This window comes from Nostoc favosum CHAB5714 (genome assembly GCF_020829495.1).
In the GTDB taxonomy this organism is placed as follows: domain Bacteria; phylum Cyanobacteriota; class Cyanobacteriia; order Cyanobacteriales; family Nostocaceae; genus Nostoc; species Nostoc favosum.
In genome coordinates this window covers 22,608-38,631 of record NZ_JAIVFQ010000036.1, presented here as the reverse complement: position 1 = coordinate 38,631, position 16,024 = coordinate 22,608, and the positions used below count along the sequence as shown (strand labels likewise).

The following is a 16,024-nucleotide window of genomic DNA, read 5'->3' as shown; positions in this document are numbered from 1 at the left end:
GCAATTATTACCTTAATATAAAACACTGACCGAGTAGGAACGAATTGCCGGGTCTACAGTTAAAATTGTTAAATTATGTTGTAAAGCTTGACAAATCAACATCCTATCAAAAGGATCGCGATGTAATAATGGTAAATTCAAGAGTTGAGCAACACTTTCTTCATCTAGGTTGAGACTACTGATTAAATGCTGCTGACGCTGTTTAGGAAGGTAGATTTCAGGGGATTCTGGTAATGGTAATTTACCTAATTGATATTTAACAGTTGCTTCCCAAACTGAAACGCAACTCAATACCGTTCGGTTAAGGAATTTTTTGGTTGAGGCAGGCTGTTCTTGAGCAGGGGGAGAAGAGAAGCTGTTCTTGAGAGAAGAATTGCTGAACAATAACCTTCTTTCCTCAAGAGCCTCAAGAGCCTCAAGAGCCTCCCCTGCTTATCCGAACGGTATTGAAACGCAACTTAAATATACGTCGTTGTTTAAATCACGAATGTTATTTTGTAAATTAATTGGTAATTTTTGATCACCACTAATAAACCATAAGAAAATATGGGTATCTAATAAGAGTTTCATTTCCCTTCAAAACTATTCAAAATCTCTTCAGGTAAAGGACTATCAAAATCATCTGGAACAATGAACTCCCCAGCACATAAGCCATAAGGTCTAATTTGTTGAGAGGTGGCTGAAACTGGTTTAATTTCTGCAATAGGTTTACCTGCTTGCATGATAATAATACTTTCTCCTGCTGCTACTTGTTGAAGATAGCTAGTTAGATTTTGCTGGATTTCATCAAACGTTACGGTTAACATGATATGTGTATGTAGGGATATTTATAGTATATCAAGTTGATGGCAACGCTATCATAATTATAAAATTTAGGCTTAATTAAGTAACTGCAAATTCAGTATACTGTCTGATATCGGCTGGTTGAAAGGCGAGAACAATTTGATTTTTAGGAATACCAGCGTTAACAAGTTCCTTGGCTATCCCATATTCTGTACCGTCTCTTTGAATCCAGATTTTGTCGTTGATAATGTCAAGATGGACTAAGCAACCATGCACCCGTTGATTATTTTCCCAGCCTAATGAAAGACAATTTCGGTATTTTCTAAATCTTCTTTAGGTTGCTCATTTGCATCTTTATAGATAATCCTTTTCACTAATTCCTGATAATCTAATTTTTCCATAATACTATCTCCTGTTTCTGAACATGAAAAACAAATAATTTGATTTCATATCGTTCCAATATACTTTTAATAAAAGAATCTATAAAAAACTCTTGGTAGATATCTTGAGATATTGCCAAAATTATGAAAGATATCTTTTTCTGACATATAAAAAATCATTAAACTGATGCAAAACCAGTAAACTGTCTCACATGAGGTGATCTAAAACCTAAAACAATATCTGTTTTTGGTACTCCCAATTCTACTAATTCATTAGCTACACCTTCCTCTGTAAAATCGCACTGAATCCAGATTTTTCCATTGATAATATCTATATGAATCACCGAACCATAAGTCCGTTTTTCACCTTCCCAACCTAGATGAATTACTAAATAGTGATTTTTTTGATTATCAAATATTAATTGTATTTCCGTTCCCTTGGCTAAATGACTTTCTGTATGTCTTGCTAATACTGTCTGTACTAATTCAGGATAATTCATTCCTTCCATAAAATAATCTCCTCTTTGCTACTTTCAAATATCAATAATTTTAATTTATGTTCAGCAATTATTTCTTGAATCACAGATATCAGAAAAAAAGCTGTATATATTTCATAACTAATTGCTAAATATAAAATACGATCAGGTTCTTCTTTTCTTAAAATAGAACGGTAATTAAGTGTTTGTCCTAAAGCTGTATGAAATTCACTAATCGCTGATTTTCCCAAAAAAGATTTTATTTCAACTGCTATTTTTTCTCCTTCTTTTTCTGCTCCTAAAAGTCTTTCTGCTCCTAAATCAAGACGAAATTCTATAGTATCTACTATAAATATTAAAGGATCATCAGTAATTAACCAACCATCTTTCTCTAAAGCTAACTTAACAGCATTATGAAAAAAATCTTTTGCTGACATACAAACTTACAATAACACCCTCCATCCTATTATATCCTCTCTCTGTGCCTCTGCATCTCTGCGAGAGAAACACAAAAAAAAGGGATAAGCAAAACGCCTATCCCCAAAAAAATCAACTAATCAATGTATCAAGTTCCACTAGTCCAAGAATTGATGTACTCAATTTGATCTGCTGTTAGGCTATCAATCGTGATACCAATAGCCTGCAACTTCAACCGAGCAATTTCTTGATCGACTTCAACAGGAATTGAGTGCAAACCAGGTTCCAACTTACCTTTATTCTTCACCAGGAATTCACAAGCCAAAGCTTGGTTTGCAAAACTCATATCCATTACCGCGCTGGGGTGTCCTTCAGCCGCAGCTAGGTTAATCAAGCGTCCTTGTCCAAGAACGACAACTGATTTACCATTTTTCAACTTGTACTCTTCAGTGAAAGGACGAACTTCTTTGATTTCCTTAGCTTGTGCAGCCAAGTATTTCAAATCTAGTTCCAAGTCAAAGTGGCCGGAGTTACAAACGATCGCACCGTCTTTCATGACATCGAAGTGTTCACCGCGAACGACGTGCTTGTTACCAGTCACAGTGATAAATATATCACCTTGGGGTGCAGCTTCTGCCATTGGCAGGACGCGGAAGCCATCCATTACGGCTTCAATTGCCTTGATGGGGTCGATTTCGGTGACGATGACGTTAGCACCCATGCCACGGGCGCGGAGGGCTGTACCTTTACCACACCAGCCATAACCGACGACGACAATGTTTTTACCAGCCAACAAAATATTTGTGGCGCGGATAATGCCATCTAGGGTTGATTGCCCAGTACCATAGCGATTATCAAAGAAGTGCTTGGTGTCGGCGTCGTTGACGTTGACTGCGGGGAAGGTGAGAACGCCTTCTCTAAACATGGCGCGTAACCGCACGATCCCAGTTGTGGTTTCTTCGGTGCTACCAATCAAATCAGCGATTTGGTGTTGGCGTTCTTGTACCAGAGTTGCAACCACATCGCTACCGTCATCAACAATGATGTTGGGGCGATGATCTAAAGCTATTTGAACGTGGCGGTTATAAGTTGCGTTATCTTCGCCTTTTTGAGCAAAGACGGGAATTTCATGATCGAGGACGAGGCTAGCGGCTACGTCATCTTGCGTTGATAAGGGATTGCTAGCAATTAAAAGCGCATCTGCACCACCAGCTTTCAGAGCGATCGCCAAATGTGCTGTTTCTGTTGTAATGTGGGCGCAAGCTACAAGGCGTAAACCAGCGAAGGGTTTCTCGATAGCAAAGCGATCGCGGATTTGCCGCAAAACTGGCATTTCGCGTCCAGCCCATTCAATGCGCTGTCTTCCCAAGGCAGCTAGGCCGAGGTCTTTAACCTCGTGCTTTAATCGGGGAGAAGTTGCGGTCATCAAAAGTTACCTCAAAATATAAAAAAAGCTACGTAAATTTTACGCACTCTACTAGGTTATTCTACTACTGCTGATTTTTGCTTGTAAGAAAAGCAAACTACCAGTCAATAGTCCTCAAAACTAGCTTGACGTTTGATCAGCATAATGTCAACTTCATCCCCAGGTTCTTCCTTTTTGTTTTATCTTTGCTAAGAGTGAGACTTTTCTAGGCTTTGGTCGGTGATTCTAAGTACATTGTCACCTCTCTAAAGATAGAAGACGCTCAAAAAAACATCAAAATTTCATCATCTCAAAGCAAAACCTCAACTTTAGATAGGTACATCTACCCAAAGTAATTACGGAGGATAGTTATAGAAGTAGCCACTAAGAAATTATACTCAAGGAGGTGTTTGAGTGCGCTTTCAATTTTTGGCGATCGCTAGTTCAATGGTCATAGCTGTTGTATCTGTGCCAAAAGCCACAGCCCAGATTCCTTTGTTACCGCAGCTGCAAGCTCCCAGCAGTGTGAGTAATGATGCAAATAATAGACTTGTTACAGGCTGGATTTATTTAGATGGTCGTCGGTTATTTCAGATAGCGGCATCAAGAAGCAACTTTCCTGAGCGTTCAGAAGATATCCAAAAGAAGTTGGAGAAAATTGCCCAAAATTACTTTCAGTCACCACCGAAAACAGCAGTCAAGGTAAATATTCGCAAAGTAAACGAATTACCAGTAATTTATGTCAACGATCAATACCTGATGACCATCACTTCTGAGGATGCTGGATTGCGAGAGGTAGATATATCGACATCGGCAAATCAAATCAAAGAATCGTTACAAGAAGACTTGCAACAAGCAAAGCAAGAAAGACAAACTCAATTTTTAATCGACCAAGGTAAAATTGCTGCGGGCATCGGATTGGCAATGATTGTGATGAGTTGGGGGGTATATAGCTGGCAAAGACGTTCCAAAAACGATGTAGTATACCCCCTTGCCTCCCAACCCCCCGGAGAGTCTCTAAATCCAATTTCACCAGTAGCGGCTCAACCAATTACAACACAACTGAATCAACAGCAACATCGACATATCCAAGAAGTCAAAAGACGATTGTTTCAGCTAACTCAAGCAGGAATTTGGGGAAGTGGAAGTTTCTTTATTTTGGGTCTATTTCCCTACACACGACCATTCCAGGTAGTAATTCTCACAGCTGCCCAATTTCCTTTGCGATTAGGTGTTGTGTTCCTGGGGACTTACGTAGCAATCCGTCTCATCTACGCCCTCATTGACCGCTTTACCACTACTCTGATCAGCAGTGGTGCTTTATTGACTCCAGAAAGTTCTGAACGGTTGCAACTGCGAGTTTCTACATTTTCCGGCGTGACTAAAAGCATCGCTACTGGTATCTGCGTAGGAGTAGGCTTCTTGCTAGCGCTGGTGTCATTGGGGATAGATATCGTTCCCTTGCTAGCGGGTGCCAGTTTAGTTGGTGTTGCGGTGTCTCTGGCTTCGCAAAACCTAATTAAAGATGCGATTAATGGTTTCTTGATCATTTTAGAAGACCAGTACGCTTTAGGCGATGTGATTACTGTCGGAAACGTGGGAGGCTTAGTAGAAAATCTGAATCTGCGGATGACCCAAGTGCGGGATTCCGAAGGGCGCTTGATTACGATTCCTAATGGTGAAATTAAAGTTGTTGCCAATCTTTCTAGCCGTTGGTCACGAGCCGATTTAACGATCCCCATCGCCTACCAAGCCGATATTGAAAAGGCTTTGAAGTTGATTGAAAGTATTGGCTTTGAGATGGATAAAGATCCGCAATGGGAGCGTCAAATTCTGGAAACACCGCAAGTTTTGGGAATAGATCAATTTGGCGATCGCGGTTTAATTATTCGTGTATGGATTAAAACACAGCCCCTCAAGCAATGGGATGTTGCACGGGAGTTTCGCCGCCGTCTGAAAGTTGCCCTAGACGAAGCTGGAATTTCTATTTCTGTACCTCAGCAAGCAATTTGGGTCAATGATGAGCAGTTGTTAAATTTTCAGGGTAATGGCAAAGCTAACTAGAAATTTGGATTTGTTAATCTGGCACTTATAAATGTAGGGTGGGTTACGGCTTGCCGTGATCCACCCTACAAGATTACAAATGACTTTCAAAAAAGTACTACTGAACATACCATCAACATTTTGAATGCCTTATTTAGTTCTGCATTTACTTATTTATGCTTTTTTTGTTGTGACTTTCTTTCTGTTCAGCCATAGACCCATTGCTCCTACTAAGCCAGTCCCAGCTATATTCAAGGGTTCTGGAACTGATACAGATTTAGATTTAAAGTTATCAATCAACACATAATCGCCAAATTCACTTGCGACTAAGGTTGCATAGCTTATGGGGGCACTTACATTTTTAATCCCAAAAAAATCACCTGCATTCGAGGAAACTACAATTGGTAGAACTTGGGAATCAAGAATATTGTTAGAAGAATCAAACGCAGTCAATTTCCAAGGAACATTAGATGCTCCCCAATTAAAGCCAAATGTTTTTACAGGAGTAAGAAAACTAATTTTTAGATTGTTAAATGCTTTGACAGCATAAGTGTTTTGAAGTGACTGTCCTTGGGTGTTATAATCTCCAGCATAGTCCGCATTAACAAACTCTACCTCACCAACACTAGGAGAGAAATTTACATCACCAATTGTCAACGATGTATAGCTACCTGGTGTAACGCTTTCAAAGTCAATCAGCTTTGTTCCTGATAACGCTGGATCTGATTGACTGGTAATGAATGCTGCCTCTGCTTTATCAATAGCACCGAAAGCAATAAATGCTGAACCAGCTGTTACTATCGATAGCGTTTTCGCTAGATTTGATATGGACATAAACATTAAATCCTCCAAAGGTTTATCAAAAATTACTAATTCTTGATTACTAATTAGAAATTACAAATAAAATGCCAAATTAACCCACTTTTAATTTGAGCGATTCAAATTAAAGATTATGAGCAGGTAATGTATCCTAAATTACAATTACGAATTAGGCTGAAACATTTGTTACGTTAGTAAATTAAGATATTCCACGTACCTCTTACAAGTTATTTTTGACTATCTTTGCCAAATAAATATATTTTTTAGATAGATGCAAACAGTGGAACGTCAATCAAAAAACAGTATTTATGCTGGTTTTACTAGCCTCCACTAGGTTAGTAGCTAAGACTTTACAACAATAGATATATAAATTTTCTGTGAAGTAAGACGATTTAAATTTTCCTCGTTCCCAGGCGGGAGCCTGGGAATGCATTCATGTGGCTGCTGCCTCAATGTCTGACTGGAAAAAGAGCCTCTAATCAGCCATTCCCATGCAGAACATGGGAACGAGAGAATACAATGAGGCTTTGAACTCCATTAATGAGTCTTTTAGCTCCATTAATGAGTCTTTTAGCTCCATTAATGAGTCTTTTAGCTCCGTTAATGAGTCTTTGAACTCCATTAATGAGTCTTTGAACTCCATTAATGAGTCTTTGAACTCCATTAATGAGTCTTTGAACTCCATTAATGAGTCTTTTAGCTCCATTAATGAGTCTTTGAACTCCGTTAATCAGTCTTTTAGCTCCATTAATGAGTCTTTGAACTCCACTCCCTTGCTCTCCTTGGCTTTTTAAAAATTCCCAAGCCGCAATTTTGGGCGATCGCCTACACTAAGCCTTAATAATCCTTATATTAATAAAAAGCTACTACCTCACTAACGAGTCTTGAACTTTTGCCTAATTTATGTTTGTCAATACCTTCATCAGACGTCCAGTCCTGACGACGGTCTGCACGTTCATTATTTTGCTGCTAAGGAGCATCTGTATTCCGATCCTGCCGATTTCTCAGCTACCGGATCTCGCCCCGGTGCAAATCACCGTTAGCTCCAACAACATTGGTGCGGATGCTCAAACAACAGAAAGCACTGTTACCAACATTAGTGCGCCGATTGAAACCCTGGTTGAGACTGCTCAAAAATTCATTGCAGCTGCAAATAAAAAGCACCCGTTATCAGCAAAGACTTAAGAAGTGAAAATGTGATGTCCATAACATCCTCTAACTCTGATACGATTTTCTGTAATTTCCTGCTTGCTAAAAAAATTAGTCGAATAGAAATTCAGTACTTAGATAAGGAAAAGTGAAATGGGACTTAGCGACGGACTTTTGAACCCGACCAAAAAGGCTATGGTCATAGATGACTGTTGCAACATGATTGAAGGACAGCTTGCATCCAAGTCAGGCATGAGTGGTATGGCTTTAAAAACTGCCTTCGCCGCCCTGAAGGGGGTTAAGCCAGGGTATATCCCCTACGTGGTTGAGCAGATTTTACCGCAGTGCTTCACAGCACTTGATCCCATCTGGAGTGAAGGCGTACAGAAAGGCGATCCAATTGAATACCTGAGTGCGAATCGCTCTCAGACGGCAGACGCGCTACTCGGTGTCACCGATGCTAGAGTCAAGAACGCCAAGCGCCAAATCGTGCGAGGAACCTATGAAAAATTTCGCGGTTCAGCCAAAAAGCACGTAGAAGAAGCAGTGCCAGACTTAGCCAAAGTAATCGAGAATTACACTAAGTCCTGAGCTAGAAGGGAAGAATCACATTGAAGAATTCAGAAGCCAGAATTCAGAATTCAGCAATCTTTTAGTGGGGGATTCAGACCCGCGACTAATTAAAGACCAGGAAATCTACGATTTCGTGGGGATCTTAAACCCACTTATTCAGACACTCTCTACGAGACGCACGCGAATCTCAATGCTTCTAGGAATGTCCATGATTATTCTTTCCTCTACCCAAGGGACGGAGGAGCAGAGGTCAGTCAAGACCCCGTATGTTTCGGGAAATTCTATTTCCTAGTTACAAGCCACATTCCACTCTTTAGGTGTGGCAGTTGACGCTGAATTCTGACTCCTGACTCCTGACTCCTGAATTCTGTTTCGATAAACGTATGCCACCGTTCGATGCGTCGGTGGCTGGCATACGGGGCAAAGATTACACTTGTAGTGCCAAGATGTTTGGCCTGACAATTCAGGTCATCTGGAAAACCTCACTTCTATTTCTCTCTTCCTTTAAGGAGAGAGACTTTGAATTTCCCCCTTCCCGCCACGGGTTGGGGGTTAGGGGGTTAGGGGGTTAGGTTTTTAGTGGACTTTTCCACATAACGTGAAAAGTCAGGATGTTTGGCGAGGGACTTGGAGATGCCATATCTGCTAAATTTCCTGATATTTTCCGAGTCAGCTTGAAACAACAAATAATCAGAAACTATCTGAATTATTGTTTGAATAAACTTTTAATTTATGAAAAAAGTTACCGTTTATCGATACCGCACTTATGGACTAATTGGGTTAATCTCTTTAACCGCCGTATTAAGTACAACTACACCTGTCCTAACACAGTTAGCAGACGATTCCCCAATTGGGCAAACTCTTATCCCTGCTTCTAACTTAATCTGGCCGACTCAAGGGTTTATTTCTCAAGGCTTCCGCAAATATCAACATGAAGGAATTGATATTGCAGGGGCATCTGGAACTCCTATTATTGCTGCTGCATCTGGTACAGTGATCAAAGCAGGTTGGGATGATTGGGGATTAGGCAATGCTATAACTATTAAACATCTTGACGGCAGCATCACTGTTTATGGTCACAATCGCCGTTTGTTGGTGAGCAAGGGTCAACAGGTCATTCAAGGTCAAATTATTGCTGAGATGGGATCTACAGGCAATAGTACAGCGCCTCATCTGCACTTTGAAGTTCATCCAAATGGTCGAATAGCAGTTGATCCTCTTCGTCTGTTAACATCCTTAACTGCAAGTGTTGCTTCTGCTGCTAAAGTTCAGCAAATGGATAACCTGAAGCACCCAGTCTCGACACCCCCAGTAGCAAAGCAAGTTTCACGTTCCCAGCCAATTCCAATAGGTTTTGCATCTGTTAGCACTGATACTAAATGCAATGGAGTTACCATGATTGAGGGTGAGACTGCAAGTATTCGTGTAAAAGTCTGTGAAGAAAATGGTCAGTTATTTTATATTGGGCAGTTGAAACAAGAGCCTACTAAGCCTATAAAAATAGCAGCTTTAAATATTGGCAAAGGCAGATATCGAGCAGATAATGGTAGTTTTTATTATTTAGTCAGTCCTGAAAAAGTGGAAGTTTGGCGAAATGGTACTCAGATGCGTTCTGATAGATTTTATAATTTAACAAAATCGCCCTAAAGTTACCATCCAATATTTGATTGTACTGCAAGCGATCGCTTGATTTGCTCAATTTGCTAAGTCAGCCCAATAAAACTTTGGAAAATTGTAAAAGCGCTTAAGAAAAAGTTAAAAGGAGAATAGATTTCTAACAATTCAATAACAACTTAGTTGTATAACCTGTACCGTAGAAGTACAGGTCACTTTGTTTTATAGTGTGTAAGCTTTTCTAGCAATCCTTAACGATGTGATGATTAGATAGATTTTTTAGATCACATTTTGCATTTAGCAAGATGAATGTAAAATATATGACTAAGTGCAATTTGTCCGTTATCGTTCAAGTTCCTGCAAGCAATGCCGTGCTAACAAAATTTTAATATTGCGGATAGAAGCAACAAAACCCCAACCCGTCAAGCCACGCTAAACGAGATCGCAGTGTGAGTGTGGGATTTTGTGTTGTGTGAGTGCTGTAGACCCGTGCCATTGCCAGCGATCGCATAAACCTAATCACCCCAGTTATACCCAACAGAAGAAAGTAGTCAAATATTCTTAAAAGTAATGCGTAAGAAGAATTCCAACCGTCAACTTGTGATGGCGATCGCATGAGTGGACGGATGCAAAAAAATCTAAAATTTAATAACCCGCAACTTGGGTTAATAGGGATTTTAGTTAATTGCAACTATCAATACTTTTTTTGTAGTCACCTCTTAACCAACACCTACCCATTCGCGCACTGGGCAAAAAAACTAGTCTGATTGCAAAGCAGTTCATTATCCATTAGCTTAGTACAGACTTTCTTTCATTTCTAGCGAAAACAATTGCCACCTATCAAACCTAGGACTTACGCAAAAACCTTCTCAAACTCTCATTCCTCCGTGACCTCTGCGCCGCGCCAGTTGCTTCTCCCAAGGGGAGACGCTGCGCGAACAAGTCTCTTAACCGCAAGGGCGCACTGGCTTCTCTGTGGTTCGTTTTCCGTTACCAGTGCGTAAGTCCTAAAACCTTTGCGTTTCACTTTTACCCTCAATTCGTTATAAAACTTAAAATTTTTCCTTAGCAGCTAACATCTGTAAAATCTTTTCTACATGATCCAACTCTCCAACGATTCGCCGAATTGGGTGCGGCCAAACTTTGACAAGGGTAGGAGTTGCAGAAACCTGATTGAGTTCTGCTTGTTCTGGATGAGTTAAAACATCAATCACTTTCAGAGTATAAGGATGTCCGAGCGATCGCTCCAACAATTCGTGTAAATTTTGCAGAATGCGTTCGGTGGTACTGCTATGTCCTGCAACAAACAATCGCAGAACATAGCCTTGTGTAATCACTTCCTTTTTTTGTACAATTACTGGCTGGTGGTATTTTGGCACAGGTTCAGAAAGGTCTAGACGGACAATTAAATCGTGATCCTCCCAAAGCTGCGGGAATGAGGAACGATAAGTTGTTAAGACCATGCGATCGCACAACCCCTCCTGCCAAGGAGCTGCTTGCCATACTAACTCCCCTGTGGCAAAAATGGCATTCAGCAAAGCTTGATGTCTAATTACAGCCGGATAAGCTTCAGCAAAAGTTCGCACTTGTTGAGTGCGCGGATCTAACCAGTGGTCAATAGTTGCAGTATAACAAGGCACTAAAAAGTGCGGTGGCTCTGGTAAATCTAGGATTTCTTGCAAAGCCGAACACAAATGCAAATGCCATCGACCTTGCTTGCTAGGGTCGATGCAGTAAATTAAATCTCCTCCAGGTGTAAATAGGGCAATGCCTTTAAACAACTGGGGTGTAGATAGTTTGTTTGTCGTCAAATTATTCACAGAGGTTAGGAAGGTAAAAGTAAAAAATTCTCTCTTTTACCTTTTACCTTAGCTATAACCGCAACCAGGATGACAAAGATATTTGGGAGTGGGGAGTGGGGAGTGGGGAGTCGGAGATGAGGGGACAGGGGGAGCAGGGGAGGCAGAGGAGAATAATTAATAACCAATGCCCAATGCCCCATGCCCCATGCCCCATGCCCCATGCCCAATGCTCAATCTTAAACTCGACCTCGGAGAAACTGTGCCATTTCGTTAGGAGTTGGCGACATTTCTAAAGCAGTTTCTTCAGTGATGCGGCCGTCTTGATAGAGATTGAGCAAGGACTGATTCATCGTAACCATACCGTCAAAGCCAGCTTGTTTCATCAACTCGCCAATTTCATCATACTTACCGTCTTTGATCCATTCCTTAATAGCCTCAGTATTGATCAGCACATCGTGGAAAGCAGCCCGCTTCCCGTCAGTTGTGCGGCACAAACCTTGGGCAATTACTGCCACCAAAGACTCAGAAATTGCCACCCGCATTGCATCCTGTTCGTCACCAGAGTAGAGATTGAGAATCCGCTCAATGGTTTTGACAGCGCTATTGGTGTGCAGGGTTCCCATGACCAAGTGACCAGTCTGAGCGGCTTTTAGGGCGGTGTTAACTGTTTCTTTATCCCGCATTTCCCCCACCAGAATCAAATCTGGATCTTCCCGCAAAGCTGCTTTCAAAGCGTTGTCAAATTTCCGGGTATGCATTCCCACTTCCCGTTGTTTGACTAAAGACTTGCGGCTTTGATGGATAAATTCTATCGGGTCTTCAATGGTGATGATATGCTTGGCCATCTCCTTATTGATGTAGTCAACCATCGCCGCCATTGTGGTGGACTTACCAGAACCAGTGGGCCCAGTCACTAAAATTAATCCTTTGTGATGATGACAAATATCCCGAAAAACCGGGGGTAATCTCAACTGTTCCATAGTTAAGATTTTTAGCGGAATCAACCGCAACACCATCGCAGGCCCTTTAAGGGAGCCAAAAACATTAATCCGCACGCGAGCAAAGTCATATTGAGTTGCTCCGTCAAATTCTAAGTGTTCTTCAAAACGCTGAATTTCCCCTTCACTCATCACCTCCCGTAACCAACTCATAAAAGCTTCTTTATCTGTTTCTGGATAATCCGTTGGTTGAATTTCTCCTCGGCTGCGGAAGCGCGGTACTTCACCTACACCCAAGTGAATGTCAGAATATCCCTGATCGAAAGCTTCTCTGATTAACTTCGCTAAAGTAAGTTGTGGACTGCTGTTTTTAAGGGGAACTGAACTAGGTATTGGCGGTGGACTAACCGGACGATGACCTGCAACAGGCGCGTTGGTATTCCTATCTGACATATCCAATGTTTGTGTCATCTGCCTCTGGGTACTAGAGGTTGGCGGTGGTGGCGGCATTGGTGGCAGGTTACGTCCGGCAGCAGAGTTAGAATTTGATGGAGACTGTGATTGTGTCATATATCTTCACATTTGGCAGTTAAAAGTTGAATTAACGAGAAGTCAAGTCACTTACTTCTATGACTTTTGGAGAGTGCTTGCGTGCAAGCTCTAGTGGTGATGGGAGGCGATTGAAACTCTAGAACCACGTTCAATCCATTTCATCCACCTCAATTTGTATCTTTTTTTCCTGAAATTCCACTACTCAGATTATTTAGATAAATTATTTAACCTATCTCAACTGGTTTAACACACGGAAGGACTCAAAACCCCTCAGGAAAACTACTTACATTATTTGGTAATTTATAATGCTTATTGTCAAAAATAAATATTCTCAGCTTTTTAGATGAGAAATTTATCCCACGCATAGACACGAATTGCTAGCAATTAACAACACAAATGCCAGCAGTTCATTTATTCAGCCGATTTATAAATTATGAGAACTAATACTAATTTTTATAAGAAATGTTAAGTTGAATAAGAGTAATGTCTTGGGGATCAAGGTTAAAAGCTGATAGCTTTTAGGGTATGTACCTGAAGGTAGATGCAGGAAAGAAGTTTTTTTAATAGATATAAACTTGACTTTATATTCATAATTACAAAAAATTAACTGTAAAGTTTAGTAAATAAATGCTCATTTTTCCAATTAGTTTTTATATACTGAATTTCACTGAGAAACAAATTCAGTTTACTCGCAAAAAGCGAGATATGACTGAAAATTAAAATTCGTTGTGTATTTTAGGAGGAAAAGTCATGGTTTCTGCTCAAAGCTCTAATCTAGGAAAGACCTACTCCTTGTTGATGATTAAAAGCTTTTTAATATGGACTTTTACATTAGCAGTTTGTTTGTTGGTTGTCGGTTTTCCACTAGTTGTCTTGATGGCTACGGTCGGATGTCTGTTGTCGATTATCTTACAATCTCTGATGCCTGTTAGTGCTGTTTTGCTTGTAGCAGGCGCTTTAATCATGTTTAATGTGATGGCAGTTGTATTGGCTGCGGGTGTACTAACTGTTAAAGGAGTTCATCCTAATGAAATCAAATGGTTAAGCTGGCTGCATGGAGAGGCAGACCAAATGCAGGCTACTGTTTACGCTGCTTGCCCTTTAACTTGTGAGATTAAAATCTAGTCATTACAGGTGAATACGACAAACAGTACGTCTGCCCGGTTAAGCCGGGTTTTTTCATGCTGTTTGTGATTTTACTTGTGAGATCAAGATATAGTCATTACGATAAATTTGATAAACAGTGCATCTGCCCGATTAAGCCGGGTTTTTTCATGCTTATTGTGTGATTTATCCTTTTATATTTATGATTTGTGTGATGATTGACTGCTAACTATTGACTATTGACCATAGACCATTGACTATAACCATTGGCAAATGACAGATTACTAATAACTAATGACTAATCAAAAACGCGTTTGCATTATTTTGGGTACTCGTCCAGAAGCGATTAAACTAGCTCCTGTGATTCAGGTTTTCCAAAAGTCTTCAAGTTTTGAGTCGCAAGTAATTCTAACTGGACAGCATCGAGAGATGGTTGAGCAAGTTATGCAGTTGTTCAACATTAAGGCAGATTATGACTTGGAAATTATGCAGGTTCAGCAATCTCTAAATGATATTACCTGCCGTAGTTTACAAGGGTTAGAAGCATTATTTAAAGAGAAAAAACCAGATTTAGTGGTGGTGCAGGGAGATACTACCACGGCTTTTGCCGCAGCTTTGGCAGCTTTTTATCAAAAAATCCCTATCGGTCATGTAGAAGCAGGGTTACGAACTGATGATATCTTCAATCCTTACCCAGAAGAAGCTAATCGGCGGTTGATTTCTCAAATTACTCAGTTGCACTTTGCGCCGACTCCTTGGGCTGTGGAAAATTTGCACCGTTCTGGTGTTTTGGGTGAAATTCACATGACGGGTAACACGGTAATTGATGCATTGTTGAATGTAGCTGCAACCCAAGCAGTTTGTAATGTACCAGGCTTAGACTGGGATTCATACCGCGTTCTGCTAGCAACAGTTCATCGTCGGGAGAATTGGGGAGAACCCCTGCAAGCGATCGCTCAGGGGTTTTTACAGATATTAGACAAGTTTCCTGATACAGCTTTGCTATTACCATTACACCGCAATCCCACAGTGCGAGTTCCGTTACAAGAACTTTTAGGGAATCATCCCCGAATTTTCTTAACAGATCCTCTAGATTATGGCGAATTGGTGGGTGCAATTGGGCGATCGCATCTTTTGCTCACTGATTCTGGTGGCTTGCAAGAAGAAGCCCCCAGCTTGGGAAAACCAGTATTAGTTTTGAGAGATACCACCGAAAGACCAGAGGCTGTTGCAGCCGGTACAGCCAAACTTGTAGGCACTACGAGTGAGAATATTTTTGCAAATGCTGCTGAGTTACTTAGCGATCCAGATGCTTATGAAGCAATGGCAAATGCAATTAATCCTTTTGGGGATGGTCATGCAGCAGAGCGCATTTTGCAGATTGTACAAAATTACCTGGGTCTTTCATCAGAAACATCAACTTAGGAACTTAGATTAAACAAAATGCAAAATTTCTGTTTTTCAGGGTGCATAAAACCGGCTTTTCTCCCGGTTTTTCTTTTTTTAGCTTAACCCAACAGAAGCCCCACGTCTCAGGCGATAGCCGAGCTTGGAATGAATGATTGATATTATGTCCAGATAATGTAATGACTGTGGTTAGCATAACTATTTATGCGGACATGATGATATAAATCCCTAATATCATGTCCGCTTGATTACTTACTAAACCCGGAGAACCCCACCCCAACAATCGTCGCTTTGTCTCCCCTCCCCAAAGCATCGGGGAGGGGATTAAGGGGAGGGGTGCAATGACTGTGGGAATCATAACTAATTATCCGGACATGATATAACAGGGATTTCTCTACGAGACGCTACGCGTTTATATCATGTCCGCCAAGTTACCCATAATAAAAGAACCCCACCCCCAACCCCTCCCCGCAAGCGGGGAGGGGAGCGAAAGCGTAGCTTTTGCGGGGTGGGGTTCTTCGGGTTTAATAAGCAATCAAGCGGACATGATATTACATAGCGT

Annotated in this window: 18 protein-coding genes; 7 read left to right on the top strand and 11 right to left on the bottom strand. The window is 40.9% G+C overall.

The features are described 5' to 3' along the window. Positions 1-12: 12 nt before the first annotated feature. The 7 genes from LC586_RS21500 to ahcY form a co-directional block, all read right to left on the bottom strand. Positions 13-384, bottom strand: a complete 372-nt coding sequence (locus tag LC586_RS21500; protein ID WP_229486722.1) for a type II toxin-antitoxin system VapC family toxin — start codon at positions 382-384, stop codon at positions 13-15. A gap of 182 nt (positions 385-566) precedes the next feature. Then, the gene (locus tag LC586_RS21495) at positions 567-806 is read right to left on the bottom strand and encodes a type II toxin-antitoxin system Phd/YefM family antitoxin (protein WP_229486721.1); all 240 of its coding nucleotides are present in this window, start codon (positions 804-806) and stop codon (positions 567-569) included. Positions 807-882: 76 nt separating this feature from the next. Further along, complete coding sequence (locus LC586_RS41190) at positions 883-1,059, bottom strand: element excision factor XisI family protein (RefSeq protein WP_309143394.1); 177 nt, start codon at positions 1,057-1,059, stop codon at positions 883-885. A 112-nt stretch (positions 1,060-1,171) separates the two neighbouring features. Continuing rightward, positions 1,172-1,303: an element excision factor XisH family protein gene (locus tag LC586_RS21485; protein WP_229486720.1), complete on the bottom strand. Its 132-nt coding sequence runs from the start codon at positions 1,301-1,303 to the stop codon at positions 1,172-1,174. 39 nt (positions 1,304-1,342) lie between these two features. Then, a complete protein-coding gene (locus LC586_RS21480; RefSeq protein WP_094353376.1) occupies positions 1,343-1,672 on the bottom strand; it encodes a XisI protein in 330 nt (109 codons plus the stop codon). Further along, on the bottom strand, positions 1,660-2,076 hold the full coding sequence (locus tag LC586_RS21475) for a XisH family protein (protein ID WP_229486719.1): 417 nt from the start codon (positions 2,074-2,076) through the stop codon (positions 1,660-1,662). The genes LC586_RS21480 and LC586_RS21475 overlap by 13 nt, the downstream gene beginning before the upstream one ends. Before the next feature lie 128 nt (positions 2,077-2,204). Beyond that, a complete protein-coding gene (ahcY, locus tag LC586_RS21470) occupies positions 2,205-3,482 on the bottom strand; it encodes an adenosylhomocysteinase (RefSeq protein WP_229486718.1) in 1,278 nt (425 codons plus the stop codon). 393 nt (positions 3,483-3,875) lie between these two features. Here ahcY and LC586_RS21465 point away from each other — a divergent pair, with 393 nt between their 5' ends. Then, positions 3,876-5,525 carry a mechanosensitive ion channel family protein gene (locus LC586_RS21465; protein WP_229486717.1) on the top strand — a complete coding sequence of 550 codons (1,650 nt, stop codon included), beginning with the start codon at positions 3,876-3,878 and terminating at the stop codon, positions 5,523-5,525. 153 nt (positions 5,526-5,678) lie between these two features. Here the strand turns inward: LC586_RS21465 and LC586_RS21460 are convergent, their stop codons facing one another. Next, complete coding sequence (locus LC586_RS21460; protein WP_229486716.1) at positions 5,679-6,356, bottom strand: PEP-CTERM sorting domain-containing protein; 678 nt, start codon at positions 6,354-6,356, stop codon at positions 5,679-5,681. 458 nt (positions 6,357-6,814) lie between these two features. Here LC586_RS21460 and LC586_RS21455 point away from each other — a divergent pair, with 458 nt between their 5' ends. The 4 genes from LC586_RS21455 (at position 6,815) to LC586_RS21440 (ending at position 9,692) form a co-directional block, all read left to right on the top strand. Next, on the top strand, positions 6,815-7,117 hold the full coding sequence (locus tag LC586_RS21455) for a hypothetical protein (protein ID WP_229486715.1): 303 nt from the start codon (positions 6,815-6,817) through the stop codon (positions 7,115-7,117). Between the two features lie 109 nt (positions 7,118-7,226). Next, positions 7,227-7,508, top strand: coding sequence for an efflux RND transporter permease subunit (locus tag LC586_RS21450; protein WP_229486714.1), 282 nt, complete (start codon positions 7,227-7,229; stop codon positions 7,506-7,508). A gap of 117 nt (positions 7,509-7,625) precedes the next feature. Beyond that, positions 7,626-8,063, top strand: coding sequence for a DUF6918 family protein (locus LC586_RS21445; protein ID WP_229486713.1), 438 nt, complete (start codon positions 7,626-7,628; stop codon positions 8,061-8,063). A gap of 714 nt (positions 8,064-8,777) precedes the next feature. Beyond that, positions 8,778-9,692, top strand: a complete 915-nt coding sequence (locus LC586_RS21440; RefSeq protein WP_229486712.1) for a M23 family metallopeptidase — start codon at positions 8,778-8,780, stop codon at positions 9,690-9,692. A 352-nt stretch (positions 9,693-10,044) separates the two neighbouring features. On the opposite strand, the gene LC586_RS21435 is transcribed toward LC586_RS21440, so the two are convergent. The 3 genes from LC586_RS21435 to LC586_RS21425 all read right to left on the bottom strand — a co-directional run bounded on the left by LC586_RS21435 (position 10,045) and on the right by LC586_RS21425 (position 12,969). Further along, on the bottom strand, positions 10,045-10,275 hold the full coding sequence (locus LC586_RS21435; protein WP_229486711.1) for a hypothetical protein: 231 nt from the start codon (positions 10,273-10,275) through the stop codon (positions 10,045-10,047). Between the two features lie 436 nt (positions 10,276-10,711). Next, positions 10,712-11,479, bottom strand: a complete 768-nt coding sequence (locus LC586_RS21430) for a circadian clock KaiB family protein (protein ID WP_229486710.1) — start codon at positions 11,477-11,479, stop codon at positions 10,712-10,714. A gap of 218 nt (positions 11,480-11,697) precedes the next feature. Beyond that, entirely contained in the window at positions 11,698-12,969 is a 1,272-nt protein-coding gene (locus LC586_RS21425) for a type IV pilus twitching motility protein PilT (RefSeq protein WP_229486709.1), read from the bottom strand. Positions 12,970-13,701: 732 nt separating this feature from the next. Here LC586_RS21425 and LC586_RS21420 point away from each other — a divergent pair. Both LC586_RS21420 and wecB read left to right on the top strand, forming a co-directional pair. Beyond that, positions 13,702-14,076, top strand: a complete 375-nt coding sequence (locus LC586_RS21420) for a hypothetical protein (RefSeq protein WP_229486708.1) — start codon at positions 13,702-13,704, stop codon at positions 14,074-14,076. A gap of 273 nt (positions 14,077-14,349) precedes the next feature. Beyond that, a complete protein-coding gene (gene wecB, locus LC586_RS21415) occupies positions 14,350-15,480 on the top strand; it encodes a non-hydrolyzing UDP-N-acetylglucosamine 2-epimerase (protein WP_100897132.1) in 1,131 nt (376 codons plus the stop codon). The last annotated feature ends 544 nt before the right edge of the window (positions 15,481-16,024 follow it).